16 protein-coding genes and 1 pseudogene are annotated in these 17,881 nt (G+C 63.1%); 5 read left to right on the top strand and 12 right to left on the bottom strand.

From position 1 onward, the window contains the following. Positions 1-158 precede the first annotated feature (158 nt). The 3 genes from LPA34_RS20195 (at position 159) to LPA34_RS20180 (ending at position 4,112) form a co-directional block, all read left to right on the top strand. Positions 159-1,298, top strand: a complete 1,140-nt coding sequence (locus LPA34_RS20195; RefSeq protein WP_228981483.1) for an aromatic ring-hydroxylating dioxygenase subunit alpha — start codon at positions 159-161, stop codon at positions 1,296-1,298. Between the two features lie 301 nt (positions 1,299-1,599). After that, positions 1,600-3,195, top strand: a complete 1,596-nt coding sequence (locus LPA34_RS20190) for a methyl-accepting chemotaxis protein (protein ID WP_228981482.1) — start codon at positions 1,600-1,602, stop codon at positions 3,193-3,195. Positions 3,196-3,941: 746 nt separating this feature from the next. Then, positions 3,942-4,112 (top strand): FAD-dependent monooxygenase, encoded by a 171-nt coding sequence (locus tag LPA34_RS20180; RefSeq protein ID WP_228981475.1) that lies wholly within the window; start codon positions 3,942-3,944, stop codon positions 4,110-4,112. A 183-nt stretch (positions 4,113-4,295) separates the two neighbouring features. Here LPA34_RS20180 and LPA34_RS20175 read toward each other — a convergent pair whose 3' ends face one another. Beyond that, positions 4,296-4,481 carry a hypothetical protein gene (locus LPA34_RS20175; RefSeq protein ID WP_228981472.1) on the bottom strand — a complete coding sequence of 62 codons (186 nt, stop codon included), beginning with the start codon at positions 4,479-4,481 and terminating at the stop codon, positions 4,296-4,298. 310 nt (positions 4,482-4,791) lie between these two features. Between LPA34_RS20175 and LPA34_RS20170 the strand changes: the two genes are divergently transcribed. Continuing rightward, on the top strand, positions 4,792-5,487 hold the full coding sequence (locus LPA34_RS20170; protein ID WP_228981470.1) for a GntR family transcriptional regulator: 696 nt from the start codon (positions 4,792-4,794) through the stop codon (positions 5,485-5,487). 186 nt (positions 5,488-5,673) lie between these two features. On the opposite strand, the gene LPA34_RS20165 is transcribed toward LPA34_RS20170, so the two are convergent. After that, positions 5,674-5,916 carry a hypothetical protein gene (locus LPA34_RS20165; RefSeq protein ID WP_228981515.1) on the bottom strand — a complete coding sequence of 81 codons (243 nt, stop codon included), beginning with the start codon at positions 5,914-5,916 and terminating at the stop codon, positions 5,674-5,676. A 79-nt stretch (positions 5,917-5,995) separates the two neighbouring features. Here LPA34_RS20165 and LPA34_RS20160 point away from each other — a divergent pair, with 79 nt between their 5' ends. Next, entirely contained in the window at positions 5,996-6,274 is a 279-nt protein-coding gene (locus LPA34_RS20160) for a hypothetical protein (RefSeq protein ID WP_228981468.1), read from the top strand. Positions 6,275-6,378: 104 nt separating this feature from the next. On the opposite strand, the pseudogene LPA34_RS20155 reads toward LPA34_RS20160, so the two are convergent. The 10 genes and pseudogenes from LPA34_RS20155 to LPA34_RS20110 all read right to left on the bottom strand — a co-directional run bounded on the left by LPA34_RS20155 (position 6,379) and on the right by LPA34_RS20110 (position 17,877). Continuing rightward, positions 6,379-7,171, bottom strand: a pseudogene (locus tag LPA34_RS20155) (DNA adenine methylase). 17 nt (positions 7,172-7,188) lie between these two features. After that, positions 7,189-8,202 carry a relaxase/mobilization nuclease domain-containing protein gene (locus LPA34_RS20150; protein ID WP_228981466.1) on the bottom strand — a complete coding sequence of 338 codons (1,014 nt, stop codon included), beginning with the start codon at positions 8,200-8,202 and terminating at the stop codon, positions 7,189-7,191. Position 8,203: 1 nt separating this feature from the next. Next, on the bottom strand, positions 8,204-8,746 hold the full coding sequence (locus LPA34_RS20145) for a plasmid stabilization protein (RefSeq protein ID WP_228981464.1): 543 nt from the start codon (positions 8,744-8,746) through the stop codon (positions 8,204-8,206). Positions 8,747-8,754: 8 nt separating this feature from the next. After that, on the bottom strand, positions 8,755-10,440 hold the full coding sequence (locus LPA34_RS20140) for an LPD7 domain-containing protein (protein WP_228981461.1): 1,686 nt from the start codon (positions 10,438-10,440) through the stop codon (positions 8,755-8,757). A 52-nt stretch (positions 10,441-10,492) separates the two neighbouring features. Further along, positions 10,493-12,433: a PriCT-2 domain-containing protein gene (locus tag LPA34_RS20135; RefSeq protein WP_228981460.1), complete on the bottom strand. Its 1,941-nt coding sequence runs from the start codon at positions 12,431-12,433 to the stop codon at positions 10,493-10,495. Next, complete coding sequence (locus LPA34_RS20130; protein WP_411179014.1) at positions 12,433-14,202, bottom strand: type IV secretory system conjugative DNA transfer family protein; 1,770 nt, start codon at positions 14,200-14,202, stop codon at positions 12,433-12,435. The genes LPA34_RS20135 and LPA34_RS20130 overlap by 1 nt, the downstream gene beginning before the upstream one ends. A gap of 8 nt (positions 14,203-14,210) precedes the next feature. After that, positions 14,211-14,603: a hypothetical protein gene (locus tag LPA34_RS20125; protein WP_411179013.1), complete on the bottom strand. Its 393-nt coding sequence runs from the start codon at positions 14,601-14,603 to the stop codon at positions 14,211-14,213. Between the two features lie 22 nt (positions 14,604-14,625). Next, positions 14,626-15,834: a P-type DNA transfer ATPase VirB11 gene (virB11, locus tag LPA34_RS20120; RefSeq protein ID WP_228981454.1), complete on the bottom strand. Its 1,209-nt coding sequence runs from the start codon at positions 15,832-15,834 to the stop codon at positions 14,626-14,628. Continuing rightward, on the bottom strand, positions 15,831-17,078 hold the full coding sequence (virB10, locus tag LPA34_RS20115) for a type IV secretion system protein VirB10 (protein WP_228981452.1): 1,248 nt from the start codon (positions 17,076-17,078) through the stop codon (positions 15,831-15,833). Before virB10 ends, virB11 begins: the two co-directional genes overlap by 4 nt. Next, a complete protein-coding gene (locus tag LPA34_RS20110) occupies positions 17,071-17,877 on the bottom strand; it encodes a TrbG/VirB9 family P-type conjugative transfer protein (RefSeq protein ID WP_411179017.1) in 807 nt (268 codons plus the stop codon). Before LPA34_RS20110 ends, virB10 begins: the two co-directional genes overlap by 8 nt. Positions 17,878-17,881: the final 4 nt, after the last annotated feature.

Genomic DNA, 17,881 nt, shown 5'->3' with positions numbered 1-17,881 from the left:
TCACTGGAATACTTTTAGGTTTTTAAATACTATTCAGTATTCTAAATGAGCAGAGTGGCCGGGCATGACGAGCGCTGCTGGCTGGAACCGTTCGCACATTCGTCCGTTGACCTGCCGCGGAGCCCTACGCTTGGAGCTGCGTTCGACAAGCGGCATCCATGAGATCCGGGGCCGAGTGCCGCGGCCAGCATCCTAAGCATCTTGTGCATGAGCGGATATCACACAACAAGGAGGAAAACGGCATGAAGTTTCTCAAGAATGCGTGGTACGGCGCTATCTGGGGTGACGAACTCGGCAACAGGCTGATCACCCGCCGGTTCCTGAACGAGCCGGTCGTTCTGTATCGCAAGGCGGACGGCATGCCGGTCGCGCTCGCCGACCGGTGTCCGCATCGTTTCGCTCCACTCAGTATGGGAACGCTTCTGAACGACCAGATCGAGTGCCTCTACCACGGCCTGAGGTTCGACTGCAGCGGAACGTGCACGGACAATCCGAACGGGGCCGGACTCATCCCGAAAGCCGCCAAGGTTCGAAGCTATCCGCTTCACGAGCGATGGGGAATGGTCTGGATCTGGATGGGCGACCCCGAGTTCGCCGATCCAGATCTGATCCCCGATCTGCCGTGGCTGACCGACACCACCCACTACGCGTCGATGCACGGATACCTCAAGCTGAACGCGAACTATCTGCTGGTGAACGACAATCTGACGGACCTCTCGCACGCTTCATTCGTTCACGTCAAAACGCTCGAGCCGCGCGAGATGGCGCGGGAGATATTCAAGCTCACGGAAGAAGATGGCACGATCTGGACACGGCTCTTCTACTCTGGCATGTCCACGCCAGTCTTCTTCAAGGCCATTCCCGGCATTCCCGAGAAGGTCGACCATTGGCTCGAGATGCGATGCGATCCACCCGGCACTATGGTGACTTTCTATGGTGTAACACCGGTTGGACGTCCGCGTGAGGAAGGCTACGACACGTGCAACCCCAACATCACCACACCGGAAACGGAGTGGACTACGCACTATTTCTGGGGGTCAGCCCGAACTTTCGCGCTCGACGATCACGAATTGACGTCGCATCTGAAAGAGCTGGTAGAACTCGCCTTCAACACAGAAGACAAGCCGATCATCGAGGGGCAACAGCAGATCATCGGTCAAAACGAACTGATGCAGCTTCAGCCGGTGCTTCTCCCGAACGATGGTGGATCGGGCCGGGCTCGACGTTTCATCGAACTGCGCATTGTCGCCGAGGAGCAATCGGCAGCGAAACCGCTGGAGGCCGTCGCCGCTCGTTGACGCCGTAACTTCCCTGGCGCCGTGGTGGCTTCAGAATGCCCGGCGCCGGACGTTTTCGACCGGACCAGCATCGTCGGCCCAAGCATTACACCTTATAAAAACCTCAGCACGCCAACTCGCTACCTCCGTTCAATGCAAGGTCGCCACAGTCAACATGCAGAAGTCCGGCACCAGCTCACCGCTCTCAGATCCAGCCCTTGCAGCGCACCTAGATTTCTCATCGTCGATGCATGGCCTGTACGTTTCTCCCGGACCACTCGTCGCGCACGCATACGATCCCAAGCGTCGCCAAGGACATACAATGAAAAGTATCAGGACACGGGTCTCGCTGCTGTTCGGTGGCGTTGGCATGCTATGCGTACTTCTGGCGGCGCTTGGAACGTGGGGCATGGTCACTGCCAACAGCCGCGCACTGCAGATGTATGAGAGTCTCACGCTCCCGACCCAATACCTCGACAGCAGCTACCGCTTCCAGCTGCTCACTGCGCTGGCAGTGACGGATGTGATTGTCGACCCCGACCCTGACGCGAAACGAGGCAACGCCGAGTTTGCCGAAGCGATGCAGCGTTTGTCCAACCAGCAATTCGAGCTTTTTCAGCATAGCGCCAAACCCGCCGACGCAGTCGAGCTCGCGAACCGGTTCAACCGGGATCGGCAACTGTCGATGAGCAGCATGAGCGAAGCCATCCAACTCGCGAAAGCCGGCGATACGAAGGGAGCCTGGAACACGCTGCAGACAAAAGTCAGACCGCCCGGCATGGCGGAAAGCGCCGACATCGAATCCTTGCTCCCTGTACTACGCAACGACTTCGAGCTTGCGCAACAAAGCGGCGTCAACGACTATCGCGTGACGCTGGCGGCGATGGCCGTGCTCGTGTTTGTCGGCGGCTCGCTGCTCGGCTGGGGAGTCCGGCGCCAGATGCGCGCACTCAGTTCCGGTCTGCGCGATATCGAAACGACGCTCGGCGGCATGAGCGAGTCGCTCGATCTGACACGCCGAACTTCCATTCGCAAGGAAGATGAGATCGGGCGTGCCGCATTCGCGTTCAACTCGCTGCTTGGGCGCATCGAAGAAGCGATGCGGGCGGTCAAAGGCACGACTGACCTGGTCGGCGATGCCGCACACGAGATCCGGACGGGAAATATCGATCTGTCGAGTCGCACCGAAGAACAGGCGGCATCACTTCAGCAAACTGCGGCGAGCATGCTAGAACTGCGCGACACAGTCAGGCAGAACGCCGATCATACCCGACAAGCCAGCGAACTCGTCGCCCGGGCCATGGACATGGCAAAGGCGAGCGGCCTTGAGGTACAGGATCTCGTCCTGGCAATCCAAAAGATCGCCAGCGGTTCCGGCAAGATTTCGGAGATCATCAACGTCATCCAAGGGATCTCCTTCCAGACGAATATTCTCGCACTCAACGCGGCAGTGGAAGCCGCGCGGGCGGGCGAACTGGGACGCGGCTTTGCCGTAGTAGCTGGTGAAGTTCGAAATCTCGCCCAACGCTCTGAGGCAGCTGCGAAAGAAATCAGGGAACTGATCGCTTCATCCGTCAGCGTCATTCGCGACGGTGCTGAACGGGCAACGCGGGTGACCGCCACCATGGAACAGGCAACGCTGGCGGTCCGCCATGTCTCGGACATCGTCGTCGAAATCGCTACTGCGTCCAGAACGCAAAGCGAGGGCATCGGGCAGGTCAATCACGCGATTGGGCGAATCGATGAAGCCACGCAACAGAACGCCGCACTTGCAGAACAGGCATCGGCTGTCACTTTGGCACTCGACGCTCATGCGACGACGCTCAAAGAGGCTGTTCGAGCGTTCAAGCTCACAGAGAGCATGACAGTCGAAATGCGGGCCTGTCCCGCGGCAACAACCATTCCTCGTGACGTGTGACGCATGCGACAAGGCCGGTTCTTTCTGACCTGATAGCCCTTCTTGAGCAACAGCATGCGAATTTTGCGGCGGACATAACGGACCCGGGCCGCCGCAATTTCATACATTCATTGGCGCGGATGGCCAGTGGTCGTTACAGACATGATGGCATTTCGTCGCTCGCTGCGCGCTGCCACAACCGGAGAATTCCACCTGGCGGACTTTCCGCTCGTTCGCCCTTCAGGAATGTCCGGCGCGACGTGTGATAAAGAATACGCGACGAGGCGCAATATGCGCTTTTCTCCTGATAACGGAACAGCTCGACAGAAGTGCGTTGCCATCGCTGCGCGCTCGTATGCGACGGTGGGATGCCCCCGATCCCCACCCGGCTCGGACTCGACACGGAAATCTCGAGCTCGACGAACCCTGGCTGGTCGTCGACGTCATCCTCATCGACGGATGCGACGACAGCCTGCCGAAGTCCAGCGCGCGACACTGCGAGGTCGAGCGTCTGTCCGCGTTCGTCATTGGGACCGGCCGACGTCGTCGCTGGAAGTTCATGACCAATCCGGACGAAACGCCGAAGCAGATGTCACAACCGGAGGTCGTCCATAAGCTCATTCGCGCTGGCTCGAAGGTGACAAGTATGAGATCTGGCGGGCATCCTCCGACCGCTCCAACGCACTGGCGCTTCGATCATGACGCGCGGACGGATATTTTCCCAGGGCGATACCGCGCACATGACACCTCCCTCCCCGGCCTGAGGCATGTACCGGGGCATTCGCGACACGTCCAACCGCATCTGGAAACTGGCGGCGGTCAAGCAACACGCGGCGACCACCTCGCTGCTCGATACCTATGAGACCGAGCGGGCACCTCACGCCAGACAAACCACGCTCGTCACTAAAAGAACTCGGCACGCTGATCTGCAAACGTGACCCTGCCGTTGTGAGTCGGCACAACGAGCGCCTGCACGCGGAAATGGCGGCCAATTCGCAGGGAACCGTCCGGCAGTCACTCATTCCGGGGCTGAATGCGGGCTTTCTGTCCGCTTCCCATCATGGTCCGCGCGACCAGTTGTTCCTCAGCCGCGCGTCAAAAGGGTCAACGGCGACGGACGCCTACTCGCCGGCGTAACCGGAGCGACATTCCGGATCGTCGTGAACGCGAATGTCGATGCCGCAACCGTGGCATAGGTCGTGCGCGAATGCGAGCCACTGCGGCGTTTGCCGGTCGAGCTTGTGCTGGCCGACTCCCTGCCTCTCGCACGACGCACCGAAGCACGCGTACCACGATGTCCGCGGCATGCTGGCTACAGCAACACGATTGCGGCGGCGTCATCGGCCGCCCCGATTACTACGTGTACGGTGCACGCCGCCCTCCCCAAGAGGCATGCGAACTGATCGGGGAGCTGGTCGTGGCGCGCTCTGCAGATCACCCTCAGAACCGTAAGGACCCCGTCACCAGAGCCCGAACGGGAACGTGACGCACGGCGACGCGGAGACGGCAGGCCCTCGCGCCCATTTTCATTTGAGCATTCAATCATCGACATCTTGCATATAGTGCGGTTTTGCGCATAAAATTACCTCAATTACAATCAGCGCAAATCCTCACGCCATGGACTCGATGCCTGCCACGAACGGTGCCCCGCTCATCGATGTCGCATTCGCACAGATGAAAACGTCAATCATCCGTTGCGAACTCGAACCTGGTACTCGCCTGAAAGTCGAAAGCCTGTCGAAGGCCTACGGACTCAGCAGTTCGCCCATTCGCGAAGCGCTGAATCGGCTCGCGCAGGACGGAATCGTGCAAGCCACGGAAAACCGCGGATTCTGGGTTGCGCCAATCAGTGTCGATGACTTCAATGACATTACGCGTCTTCGCGTGCTGCTCGAGCACGAGGCGCTGATGGACTCAATTGAGCATGGCGACGACGAGTGGGAGGTCGCGGTACTCACGGCCTTCCATCGCCTGAGCCTCGCTGAAAAACGCCTCGGCACTGGCCCGGTGGCGCTGGACGACGACTGGTCCGAGCGGCACCGGGCATACCACATGGCCTTGCTGTCCGCAACGCCAAGCGCACTGCTGTCGAACATGGTGGCATCGTTGTTCGACCGCGCGGAGCGCTACCGTCGATTTTCCGCGTTAAATCGGAAAGAAGAGCGTCACAAAAACAACGAACACGAGGCGTTGATGAAAGCGGCAATCGGGCGCGAGAAGGAAAAGGCAGGTCGGCTTTTGCGCAAGCATGTCCAAGGTACGCTGACGCGGGTGGCTGCAGCGCTGGATCGACAGTTGGCGTCTGTCGAGTGAATCGCGCGAAGTCGTGAGCCTCGGGAAACACCGAGGCTCACAGGACTGGATACCGGCAAGACGACACGTCGTCTCCCGGTATCCGTTGATCAGAACACCGTTTGCATGCCGACCGGCCCGATGAATTGCGAGCGGCCGGTCGACGGACCAAACGTCCGTTGATCGCGGCATTCGCCACGGCGTTGGTCAGTTGATGCTCCGTTTGCACATACAAGCTTGGCCGGCCAAGACAATTGGCGCCGCCCAGTTTTCGTTGTAGTGGGAAACGAACTGATCGATACGCCTGATCAGTTGCTTGACCGAGTCAAACGAGCCCCTGCGGATGGCCTTGTCGGTGATCAGCACAGCAAACACGATGGGAATCCTTAAACTCATACTCATCATCAGCAGCATCCTCATCGGCGTCGCCAAGGCGATCGTGTAGTTCAACCACCGCTTCGATCGCAGGTTCGCCCATACGTTCTTCACACTGCGCGCGTTCTGTCAGGCTGCCGTCGGGGTTGATTTTATGCGGGGTGGCAACTATTTCCTCCAGATCGCGTTGCGCCAGCATACCCCGGTTTCGGGTGCGCTCATCCTGTTTGCGGCCGGTATCGGATCCGTACTCTGGATGATGTACGAGAACATCCGGCTAACGGGCCTGATTCACGGCCTCGCCGGGTCGGCACTGCAGATGACGCTGTTCTCAACGGCTGCCCTGCTGTTCGTGCCCGGCGTACTCATTATGCTATTCCTGCAGTTTGTAGCAGCGAGACAGACGCGCACCGTCCGTATCGTCGACCGCTAGCTGCTCCAGGTACCGGCGCTCATCGCAACGACGCAGGATCCCCGGCCCGGGTACTGCGCCGGGAAGCGCAGATACACAGCGTGACAGTACACTTACCCAAACGCTCAAAGCAGTCCCACCGGGTCATCCGAGCGGTCCCAGCTATAGATAATCAGTTCTCCCGCGAACCAAAACCATACTGCTGGATCCACCCCCCGTGTACTGGATATCGACGCGTTCAGTCTCGAATGTGGAGAACAGCGCGTGTATGTCGGGATGATCGTTGAGCGTAATGATCGCCGCCCCCTTTCAACTGCCGGACGACCTCGACAATCAGTTCGTACTGCAAAAAGTCGAACGGAACACTGTTACCTTCCATCTTCCAGTAAGGCGGGGCAACGAAAAGAACGTATGCGGCCGGTTGCACCGGCTGATACAGCCTGCCAGTCCAGATTTTCGATATACGCGCCCGACAATCCGAGATGCGCGAGCGACAGCGTCTCCTCCAGGCGCAGAAGATTCAGGCCTGGCGGCGACGTCGTCGCGATGCCAAACTTCGCCCCTCGACCCGGCCACCCAAACAGATCTGCTGCAGACAATAGAACCACGCGGCGCGCCGGATATCGGTCAGCGTATGCGGTGGCGTATCACTCAGCCATCTGAAAACCTGCCGGCTGCTCAATGCCCATTTAAATTGCCGAACGAACTCTTCCAGGTGATGCTGCACCACGCGATACAGGTTGATTAGCCCATCATTCACGTCGTTCAGGACTTCGACCTCCACGCGCGGGCGCATGAAGAAGAGCGCCGCGGCACCCGCGAAGACCTCAACGTCGCAGTTTGCTTCGGAAATCGCGGAATCAGGATGTCGGCGAGACGTCGCTTGCCACCAATCCATGGAATAACTGGTATTGCCATGATCATCACCTCGCGTATCAGCGGGCCACTTCCGGGCCGCCAGCGTCTGGCTGACTACCACGATCCGGCCGGGGCCGGTCTGACCGTTCATTTCGCGCCGGCTCCATGGGCGCCACCAGTGGCTCATCCTGCTGCACCGGCATACTCCGTACGAAGTCGACAATCTCCACGGCCAGGCGCTGGTCACCGGCCTCCCGTGACGCGGCCATCGCCTGCGCCATCTCGCGCCACGCCGCGAACACGTCGTAATGCGCCTCCCAGCTCACGCGCCGCTGCGCACCCGTCGCCACCGCACACCAGTGCCGTGACGTTTCTCCACGGTCCAGCATATGCACGACGGCCTGCTTCAGATAACGATGCGTCGCCCCGCGCGTGCGCCGTGACGTTGCATTTGCCTCCACACCGTGTGCCTGGAGCTGCTGCGCAAACCGCTCCCGCCAGCGCTGAAGGTCGCGCTTTCGCGGATTGAGCCGTCGCCCATCCGGGCCCCTTGCCTGCACGCTCAGATGCACATGCGGATGCGCCTCGTCGTCATGTGCCGCAAAGACGTAAGCGCGACCGTCCCCGAATTCGAGCGCCGCAAAATCCCGCGCCGCATCACGCAGTGCCCGGCGGTCCGTACCCGGCGGCATCGACAGCAGGATGTTGAACATCTCGCGACGCGCACTGCTCTCCGGTATGCCCCAGCCACCGAACTGCCAGTCATCAGCCAGGTCACTCAGCACGGCGGCGCCCCTAATAGCCCGCCCGTCCTGATCCTCGAGTTCGACCTTGCCGTTGCGGGAGATATAGCGCAGATGCCGGCGCACCGCACCCATGCCCTGCGCACTGGCTGCCTTGTTGGTGATTTTCACCATCACCTCGGGCGTACGTCTTAGCGTGCGCACCAGTTGCTCGCGCACACGTGCCGCCTGGTTCCCCATCTGGACACGCGAAAGCCGCGGCGCTCCGACGTGGCGCAACGGATCGTGGAACAGCCGGTCGCCCCAGTTCAGCAGCATTGCGTCGATGTAGATCTTCGGAAAGGACATGCTAACGGCTCCAGCGATCAATATTCGCGCGGACCAGATCCGACACGGCGCGCAGATGGGCATCGATCTGCGCCTTCAGTTGCGCGAGCAGGCTGCCGTTACCCGCACCGGCAGCCCTTCCTTCCCGTTCCACCTCGCGAAGCACCGGTCCGAGTGACCGGCTGATCGTCGCGAGCGCATGATTCGAAGCGACGAGCAGGGCCATTTCCTGCTCGCCAAACTGGGGGGCACGCGTCATTTGCGCCCGGATCAGCGCGACGACCCAACGATTCGCGGTGAATCCGGACGACGTCGCCTGCTGCCCGAGCACGTGCAGCTCGGAGGCGGTCAGGCGGATCTCGAGACGCTCACGATGTTCACCCACGGGAGTCCAGCGCATGACGCCGGTCCCTTCAGCCGGAGGCGCTTCTTCGTGCGCCGCAATCGCGTCAAGGATCAGTTGCCGCACACCTTCGGCTGGTGTCACCTCATGCAGGACGCACCAGTCGTCCCAGCGCGGCTTCGTCTCGCCGAGCTCGACACACAGGCGTGAACGGGACTTCACCGCTGCTCCTACAGCGACGGTTGCTCAGGGCCGGACGGCATACGCTCGACCTCATGCTCGACCCCACGCGCGGTGGTACGCCCGGGCGCCGGGCGCCCTGCGCGTAAACGCGCGGACGGGGCCTTCGGGTCAAACACTCTCGGCGTGGGGACACGCACGCCCTCGGCGCGAAAGGTGTCGTAGAGCTTCCCGGCGTGCTGTTCCACCCGCGCGATTGACCGGTCACTGAACCCCTGGGCACGCATGGCCGCGACGAGCACCGCCATCTGCATGGCCCGCTGACCGTCGGGGGCATCCCCGGAATGACCTCGACGCGGTGTGCGGGAGACTGCGGGACTACTGCCTCCCGCATCGGCCGGCGATTCGTGCACAGATTCGTGCGCCGATTCACGCCCCGACCGACGCCCGGACTCATGACCGGATACGCCGCGCGAGGAGGATGAGGCTGCACGCTCCCGTCCCTCGACGTCGACCTGCCAGGTATTGCGGTACACCTCCTTTTCCTCGTACCCGGTAATCTCTCCCGCTGCATCAACCACCGGGACATCAACGCTCACCCAGCGTTTGCCAAGGTTCTGCAGCGCGATGCGCTCACCGAGCCTCGCCCCCGATTCAGCGGTGGCCCGCTCCAGATCCACGCCCCATACGACGTGGTCCGCCCCTGCATCGTCCCGATAGATCACATAGTACGAATCGCTGCGTGCCGGATTGTGCTGGTAGGGCGCAACGCCATACTCGACCAGCACACCCGTATAGTGATGGACATCGGGTTCCTCCTGGCCGCCTGTGTTGCGCTCCATCGTGCGCCCTGCCTCATGGCCCGTATCGCTCCTCGTTTCGTTTCCGGTTGCGCGGTGGTCCGCCGGGACAGGCGCAGATTCACGCGCGCCACCAGGAGCCGCCCGATCCGCAGCGTCGATCTGTGTACGCGACCCGGCTACACCCGAATGCGGTGTGGCATGCATTGCCTGCGCAGCAGGCGCCGGATCAGCAATGGGAGCCGGGGAACGCGTGCCATCTGTGCGCGGAGGATTCTCCCCGGCATACGCGACACGGTTGTTCATGAGTTCGCGCCGTCCCTCGCCAAGCCGTGCAAAATCGGCTGCCTTCGGCTCGTAGCCGCTCACCTGCACACCGAGCAGCGTCGCCTGCAACCAGACTTCACGCCGGAACGCCTCGTGCCCGGACACGCGAATCCGATCCCACGATTTCGCCTCGACCATGTCCATCATCGACTCGACCACGTCGGGCCGGTTGTGCTGGGTCACCAGGTACGGCCCGAGATCCTCAAATGCCATCTGATACGGTGCATCCTTCAGGAAATACTGGTTGCCCGCCCGCAGATAGCGCTTGCGCACGCGCTCGGGCGCCTCGCCAAGCGGCGTCCAGGTCCGCGCCGAAGCCTTGTCCGCGGCCCGGCTGCGGGCATCCGCTGCAGGCGTGCCGGCACCCATCGCCTGCTGCGAATCGCCGGGCTGCGTCTGACAGGGATCGTCGCGCATCGCCTGCTCACGCAGACGCGCACGCACCGCGTCGAATTCCCCGCGCCTGCGCGCTTCCATTGCTTCTCGCGCCGCCCGGTCCAGAGCTTCCCTGGCTTCGCCCGCGCCGTCGCCTTCGAGCGACGGTGCCCGTTCGATCACGTTGATTACCGGATCCTGTGCAGCGCCCTCAGCCAAAGTCGTTTCGCTCATGATCTAACCTCATATGGTCCGTTCCCGGGCCCTGCCCGATCAAAGACACACCCTACCGGTCGTGATTTCCGCCAGGCTCGCGTCCCGCACGCTCACGGGCCTGCGCGAGCGCTGCCGCACGCGCCTCACGAAACCGTGTCCACGACACCGACTGCAACTGCTCGAGCGTCGGGTCGAGGTCCGCGCCGAAACCTGCCTCGCGCGCCGATTTCTTCAGCGATGTCACCACGCGCTCAAGCTGCTCGCGCGCACGGTCCCACGGATAGACCTTCGGCCGGTCACCGTCGTAGCCGATCTGCACTTCGGCGCCATTCATCCGCTGGTTCTGGTCCATCCACTTCAGGCGGTCCGAGACGAATTCCATGCGGTCCTTGCGGTGGAACACCACGCTTCGCGTCGCCACCTCCTGGATCACATAGTGTTCGGCGTTCAACACCTCGCCGCGATAGGGGCCACCGTTCTCCCGCGGCGTCGCCATCCGGATCTGCGCGCCGAACCGGTGCTGCGCGAGCGCCCGGATTTCACCTGGCACATCCTCCAGCCCGTACAACGCCTGCCCGATCTCACGACGCGGTGCAGTGCGGGATCGCTCCTCACCCGGGTGGCCCGCTGCGTGCGCGTCCTGTGCTACCGGTCCGGACGCGGGCCCGCTGTCGGTATCCGCGCCTGCATGACCGGCATCCTGCTGCGGCACACCGGACGCGCCCGCTTCCGACCGCGCTGCCGGCTCGTGCGCATCCTGTGTCTGCTGCCTGCGGCCGGTCCTGCGCCGCTTCGTGCCCGCGGCTTCATCCGTCATTGCGTCCGTGAGTTCCTCTATCACGCGTCTCATGTCTGTGTCCTCCAACCATTCAATCGCTGTACCGCAAGCCACCCACCCTGCATCGGCACCGGGTGGTGTACCGGTCACCGCAGGGTCGTCCGTATTGATCCTGCTGGCGACATCCCGTAAAAGCTCACCGACGGCATCCAGACCAGATAACACCGCCATGTCGTTGAAATCAGTCGGCTGCGTGCCGTTGATCCGCACGTCCTGCGCAAACGACGGCAGTGCAAGAGACGCCTGTGCTGCCTGCGCGGCCTGGCGGGCAAAGCTCTCTGCCTTGCCAGGTTCTCCAAGGACGATGAGAGGGGCACGCGGGTATCGCTCACGCAGGCCTACAGCAACCTGGGGCAGATTGCCGGCGGACAGCGCCGCCACCGCAACCCAGCCGGTTGCCCGATGTGCTGACAGTGCCGTCGCCGCGCCCTCCGCGATCAGGATTGGCATGCCGCCCGCGTCTGCCGTTAAAGTTCCGCTTACCCCGCTCATCCAGTAGCCGCCCTTTTTTGCACCACCAGCCAGCGACGATTTACGTCCGGTACCGTCGATCAGCTCGAGCGTCGTCATCGCGTCGCCCACCCATGCCGGCACGATCAGCACGCGGCCCGCGAGCGGCTCTTCCTCACTCACCGGTGTGTAGCCGAGCAGCGCCTTCAGTTCGAGCGCCTCGAGTTCGCGCAACGTTGCAACCGGTTCGAGCTGCTTGCGCACGAGATATGGATGCTCGGGCGCAACGGGCCGCGCCCATTCCCAGATCGACACGGCCGTCTGCGCCACAGCTGCGTGGCGCAGACGCACACGGGCCTCTTCGCGTGCCGCCTCCCGGGCGCGACGCGCGAGCTCCTCGCGGTCCGGACCTGATGAGGCCGCGGTGCCCGTGCCCGGCACGCGCGACGCCTTCACATCAAAGCCGTGCTGCTGTGCGAGCCAGAAAAGGGAAGCCAGCGTCTTGCCGCCCGACGCGCGTGCCGAGCGCCACGTCGTGCGTGCCGCACGCTCGTTGTAGTTATGCGCGCTGCGACTCCATTCATCCCAGATTTCAAAGCCCGCATCGCCCAGTCCCTGCCTGACGGCGAACGCCATGTCCACCCAGGTGGCGTAGTCGTCGGCCGGGATCACCGCGAGCGCGGCACGAACACGGTTCGTTTCATCGACATAGGGTGCGTTCATCAACGGTCGCCCCTAATCGGCACGACCTTCGACTCACGCCTGCGCCCCGCCTTGCGATCCGGTCGTGAAGCCGGGCCGGCCTCATCCTTTGCCCCGCCCGTGCGCCGTTTCCGGATAGCCGGCGCCGGACGTAGTTCCGCCACGTCCAGTTCAGACAGCGAAAGCGTGTGCCTCGCCGCCACAATGCGATCGCGCGGCACACCCAGCAGCATGAAATGCCGCTCGACATAGGCACTCACCTCGTCCTCACTGAGGTCGGCCAGATGCGCTGGCAGATCGCGTGGATCCCAGGCCTGCAGCACCTCCAGATATTCGACCGGCACATTGATGAGTCCCGCTCCGGCAGCATCGACCTCTGACGGGTCAAGATCGCGCAGGCGCCGTTCGGCCTGCGCGGCAAAGCGCGCAAGATCCATCGCCGCGACCTTCGGTGGCGCCGCAAGGCGTGAGATAAAGGCAGGATCGCGCCAGTAGCAAATCTTGTCGGCGAGGATGGGCTTGGTGTTCTCGAGCACGATGATTTCCTTGCCACGCCCGAGCTCCTTGAGTTCCTGCGGCAGAAGCAGCGGCCGGCGCTGCTCCGAGATGCTCTCGCTCAAGCCGCCCCGGCCACCGAAAATCGCATTCGGGCGGCTCACGCTGCGGGACTTGTCGGTGAAGGTGCCAAGCATCTCCGAATATTCGTTTGCATCTTTCTGCTCGCGCGGCGCATAGAGGATCTGCATCGCGTGGTTCGTCACGAACGTTCGCGCATCGGCGCGCCCGTATACCGACTCGAGCTGCGAGACCGACTGCACGATCGACAGCATGCGCAGGTTGAACCCTGCCATGTACGCAACGGCCCGCGCGATGATCTGGATCTTCCCGATCGAGGTGAACTCGTCCATCAGCAGAAGGCACTGGAATTTCAGCACGGGATTGGCTTCTGGCAACTCCTTCGTGTTGAGATTGACCAGCTGCGAGAACACGAGGTTGACCAGCAACGCCGCCTCGGTCAGGTGATCCGGCGTGATGCCGATATAGATCGACATGCGACGCTTCCTCACGTCGCGCAGATCGAAGTCGTTGGCACTCGTCGCTGCATCGACAATGGGATTGGCCCAGATGGTGAGCGGCGCGTTGAAGGTCGCGAGGATGCTCGCGAGCACCTTGTCGTCGTTCGCGAGAAAGCGGTTCAGCGCATCGACACAGGGACCGGTCAGCAGACTGCGGTGCTGCAGCAGCGCCCTCTGCAGGTACGCCTTCACCGGCATGCCGTTGCCCGAGGACTGCCTCAGAACCTCGCCCATCGTGAGGGGATGGTCCGGCACATCCACGTTGCCTGCGCGGCGCGCGTCCCGCCACTCGCACAGGAGCAGCACAATACCGAGAAAGAGACTGCGCGCCTGGTCCTTCCAGAAGTCGTCGTGACCGCCGACCGGATACAGTGCGTAGCCGATGGCGAGGATGTCTCCAACGCGAAATACGCCGCCCGAGATCGCCGACAGCGGGTTGTAACGGTGCGTGCGGCCATCCTCGGCAAACGGGTTGAAGAGATACACCGCCTGACCGTGTGCACGCCGGAACCCGGCGGTGACGTTGTAGTTCTCCTGCTTGATGTCGAGCACGATTATCGAGTCAGGGTAACTGAGCAGGTTCGGGATCACGATGCCCACGCCCTTGCCCGAGCGCGCCGGCGCCGCAAGCAGCACGAACTGCTGTCCTGCAAGGCGCAGATAGCGGCCGCGCCACACGCCGACAACGAGTGAGGGACCCGCGTTGCGTGTCACGGGCGCGCTCACAGCAACCCCGCCGCGCGGATTTCCGCCTCGCTCGCGAAGCGCGCACTCCCATACAGATGCCGTCGGCCGGAGGAACCCCACAGGGCGTATGTCGCAGCGCCCGGCGCGCCATACGCCAGCAGCAGCCCGAACAGCGCGGAACCGGCGATGCGCCGGCCTTCCTTCGGCAGGCCACCCGCGTACCAGGCCCGCGCTGCATCGATCCAGCCCCACATCCCCGCATGGAACGGATTGACCCGCACGCTCGCGTACAGGAAAAACGAGGCGAACCATATGGCGGCCGCGAGACCAGCGATGAATGCAGCCAGCACCATCAGCGTGACCGCGCCGCCGCGGGCGTGCTGCCAGAGTTCATGCCGACCTGTCCACGGTCCAGCCGGCATCGTCATCGCTGCTGTGGCAGACGTGGCCCTACCCTGCGCGGCAGGCTGCATCAGAGACTGTGGAGCGGGCGTCTGAACTGACGTTTTCATCGGAATGCCTCCTTCCAGTTCCCGGTTGCCCGGGCGCGGTCCGGTATCTGCGCAGCGGATCGAACCAGATTTCGGTCATCGCCCAGCGCTTGCCGGTCTGGGTGCCTGTCTGATCAAACACCGGTTGCGCCTCCATGTGCGCAACCACATCGATCGTGAGAAACAGCAGACGCTTGAGCGCCACATCGTCGTAGGCGGCCGCTTCGGGATGTTCCTTCGCCATCAGCGCAAACCGCTCGATGGCAACTGCGGCGCTGGAGGCGTGGTAGCTCGTGATCGAACCGGAATGCCCGGTCGTCAGCAACTTGAGAAAGTCGTATGCCTCCGCCCCGTGCAACTCGGCCAGCAGCACGCGGTCAGGACGCATGCGCATCGTGCTGGCGATCAGGTCTGCGGGCGTCACCCGCGCCTGGCCGTGGCCACCCTTGCTGTAGACGAGATGCACGCAGTTCTCGATATGCCGGATGAACAGCTCCCGGACATCCTCGATGGTCACGATGCGTTCGACCGCAGGAATGTGCTGGCACAGCGTCTTCATGAAGCTGGTCTTGCCCGATCCCGTACTGCCGACGATCACGATGTTCAGACGGCCGGTAACCGCCTGCGCGAAGAAGGCCGCAAAGTCACGCTCGTCGAGCCGGCGCACCAGTTGGCGATCCGATGACCGCAGCAACCTTAGGGCGTCGTCATCGAGCCCCGCCGGACGAAGCCACGACGTGTCGTCAAACAGGCCCTCGGCCCGATACCTGTCGAGCGTCTTCTCTTTTGACGAGGGTCGGCGGATCGTGACCGACACGGTGCGCGGCGGCACCACGGGCGGCACCACAATCTGGATGCGCGCGTCGCCCGGCAGGAGCGCCGAAAGCACCGGGTGCTCGGCCGATACCGCCTGGCTGGTGAGCGTCGCAATGGCCACCGCGAACGACATCAGCCGCTCGAAGTCGAGATCGGGATAGTCGTGCGCACGCCAGCCGAGGTGCGTTTCGGTCAGCACGCGCCGAGGCCGGTTGATCACCAGTTCGGTCACATCCGTGTCATCGAGCAGCGGCGCAAACGGGCGCATCAGCTCACGCACCGACGCATCGTCGGGCAGATGCGCGAGCAGCACTTCGTCAAGCCGGTCTGCTGTGGACGCACCCGTGTTCATCGGAGCGCCTCCGGCTGCAACGCGTAGACCGTGCTGAAATCCAGGTCCCGTGCGACGATGATCGTGAATTCTGCGCCCTGGCTCTGCGTGAGTGTCGGCGGAATGTTGATCGTGCTGTCGAGTACACGCGTGGCCATGTCGTTGCCCTGCTGCTGCGTGTTCTCGAAGACGACGGATCCATTGCTGTTCCCGCCACGCGTCGCGAGGTAGCCGATTGCATCCTGAGTCAGGCCGAGCAGCATCGCCGCGCCAATCCGCTCTCCCCAGTGGTTGTTCACGTAACCACCGACACCCATGCGTCCCAGCGCGTCGGCAGCCGGTGAGTCAATCTCGACCGTCACGCCATGGGGCGTCCTGATCCTGGCCGAGAGGACGAATACACGGGTTTGCCCCGGCGACAGGTTGGAGCGGTATTCGCTGTTGATCTGCGAGCCACGCTCGATGAGCACCACCCGCCCGTCATCCGAATACACGTTCCGGGTGACCGTGCAGGTGGAGATGCCGGCTTCCGTCGAATCGAAGGCGGTGTCACCCACACAGTCGATCTTCGCGCCCTGGGCCAGAATCAGGTTGCGATTGCCAAGCAGCCCCGCCGTGACCCGGGATGTCAATGAGGGCGTCAGCGCCTGGCCCAGTGGACTGCCAGCCTGCCCACGGTCAGCACTGGGTGTAGTCACGGTGCCCGACACGGACCCCGGCGCAGGCGTGCCGGCACCGCCCTGCGGCGCACCGGTCGTTCCGCTGTCCTGTGTCCCGGAACTGCTGGAGCCGCCCGTCGCCAGTAACGGCGCGTCGTAGTAGCTGCGCACGGTCGGGACGCGCCCGGAATTCGCCGGCGAACGCGTGAGCACCACTGCGGAAGCGGATGTGCCCTGACCCGCAGGTGCGCTCGCGGGATGCGCGGCCGACGCCGGTTCGTCGCCGAAGATCCTTCCCTGCGCCGGCTGATCAAGCGCTGCGTCGCGTCGGGCGAGAGCCGCCGCATCGTGCCGTGCCAGAAAGCCGTGAACGGTCCAGACCGCCCCTGCGACCACGAGCGCCACGATGGCGAGCGGCGTGAACCACCATGTGCGTGGACGACCACTGGTGTATTGCCCCAGCTCCGGCATGCCGCGCTCGGGCGGTGCACGGTCTGGACCTTCGGCAATGGCCGGATTCTCCTGGTTGCCTGGATTGCCAGGATCGCGGCTGCGGTCAACGGGACCGTCCGGCTCGATCACGTTGCGCGGGGTATCGTCACTCATGGCCATCACTCCGCAGGACACGCTTCACGCCAGTCACCGTCGTGCCATCCTTCGGTGGGACGCCGTCCATGTCGTACGCGTCGTTCCAGATGCCCACCACCTCATCGGCGAGCCGCAGCACGAAACGCTGTGCTATCTCATGGATGACGATGACGTCGCCCTCCATGTGCCGGTCCACCACGCTCTCGCTGCCGTCCTCCGCGACCCGGAAGATCGCGGGAATGCGGCGGTTGTTGGGGATGCGCAGGTACGTGAACCGACCGTCGTCCCATGCGGCAACCGGCGCAATGTCGTCCGAGTGCGGCATGACCTGCATGGAGTAGCGGGCATTGCGCACAACCGGCGGCTGTGCAAGGCGCTGCTGCACAAGTGCGCGATCCGCACTGGTGCGGGCTTTTTCCTGTACTTCGTCCGGATAGCTGAACGTGACGCGGTACACCTCCTCGTCATTGGCGAACTTCGCCTTCAGGGGCAGCACCACGAGATCGAAGCTGTAGCTGCGCCAGTCGGTACGGATTTCCAGGTTCGTGTCGTGTGCGGCAAGCCGCGGCTTCAGCCACACGTCGTGATCGCCCCGGTTCGCCACGACCAGCCAGCCGTCGCGGTCTCCCGGGGCGACCACCAGAATCTGTTCATGCGGATCGAGCGCAATATGGGTGGCAAAGCCGCGCTGTGCGTCGATGCGCACCACCTCGTCCGGGCGGTACAGCACCTGGCGCACCCGCGAATCGCGTGACCAGCCCGGCACGTCGTAGGCGTGTGCAAGCTGGGTCGCCAGCGACGCGAACATCGCCACCATCAGG

Origin of the sequence: Paraburkholderia gardini, from assembly GCF_907164575.1 — a bacterium.
GTDB lineage: Bacteria > Pseudomonadota > Gammaproteobacteria > Burkholderiales > Burkholderiaceae > Paraburkholderia > Paraburkholderia gardini.
Note: the sequence above shows the minus strand (reverse complement) of the source record. Positions and strands in the feature narration are given on the sequence as shown.

Excerpts from the sequence above, each read along its gene's own strand:
- virB10 (WP_228981452.1), bottom strand. The coding sequence starts at position 17,078 with ATGAGTGACGATACCCCGCGCAACGTGATCGAGCCGGACGGTCCCGTT.
- LPA34_RS20160 (WP_228981468.1), top strand. The coding sequence starts at position 5,996 with ATGCGGGGTGGCAACTATTTCCTCCAGATCGCGTTGCGCCAGCATACC.
- LPA34_RS20190 (WP_228981482.1), top strand. The coding sequence starts at position 1,600 with ATGAAAAGTATCAGGACACGGGTCTCGCTGCTGTTCGGTGGCGTTGGC.
- LPA34_RS20125 (WP_411179013.1), bottom strand. The coding sequence starts at position 14,603 with ATGACGATGCCGGCTGGACCGTGGACAGGTCGGCATGAACTCTGGCAG.
- LPA34_RS20135 (WP_228981460.1), bottom strand. The coding sequence starts at position 12,433 with ATGAACGCACCCTATGTCGATGAAACGAACCGTGTTCGTGCCGCGCTC.
- virB11 (WP_228981454.1), bottom strand. The coding sequence starts at position 15,834 with ATGAACACGGGTGCGTCCACAGCAGACCGGCTTGACGAAGTGCTGCTC.
- LPA34_RS20140 (WP_228981461.1), bottom strand. The coding sequence starts at position 10,440 with ATGAGCGAAACGACTTTGGCTGAGGGCGCTGCACAGGATCCGGTAATC.
- LPA34_RS20180 (WP_228981475.1), top strand. The coding sequence starts at position 3,942 with ATGTACCGGGGCATTCGCGACACGTCCAACCGCATCTGGAAACTGGCG.
- LPA34_RS20170 (WP_228981470.1), top strand. The coding sequence starts at position 4,792 with ATGGACTCGATGCCTGCCACGAACGGTGCCCCGCTCATCGATGTCGCA.
- LPA34_RS20195 (WP_228981483.1), top strand. The coding sequence starts at position 159 with ATGAGATCCGGGGCCGAGTGCCGCGGCCAGCATCCTAAGCATCTTGTG.
- LPA34_RS20150 (WP_228981466.1), bottom strand. The coding sequence starts at position 8,202 with ATGTCCTTTCCGAAGATCTACATCGACGCAATGCTGCTGAACTGGGGC.
- LPA34_RS20175 (WP_228981472.1), bottom strand. The coding sequence starts at position 4,481 with ATGCCGCGGACATCGTGGTACGCGTGCTTCGGTGCGTCGTGCGAGAGG.
- LPA34_RS20110 (WP_411179017.1), bottom strand. The coding sequence starts at position 17,877 with ATGGTGGCGATGTTCGCGTCGCTGGCGACCCAGCTTGCACACGCCTAC.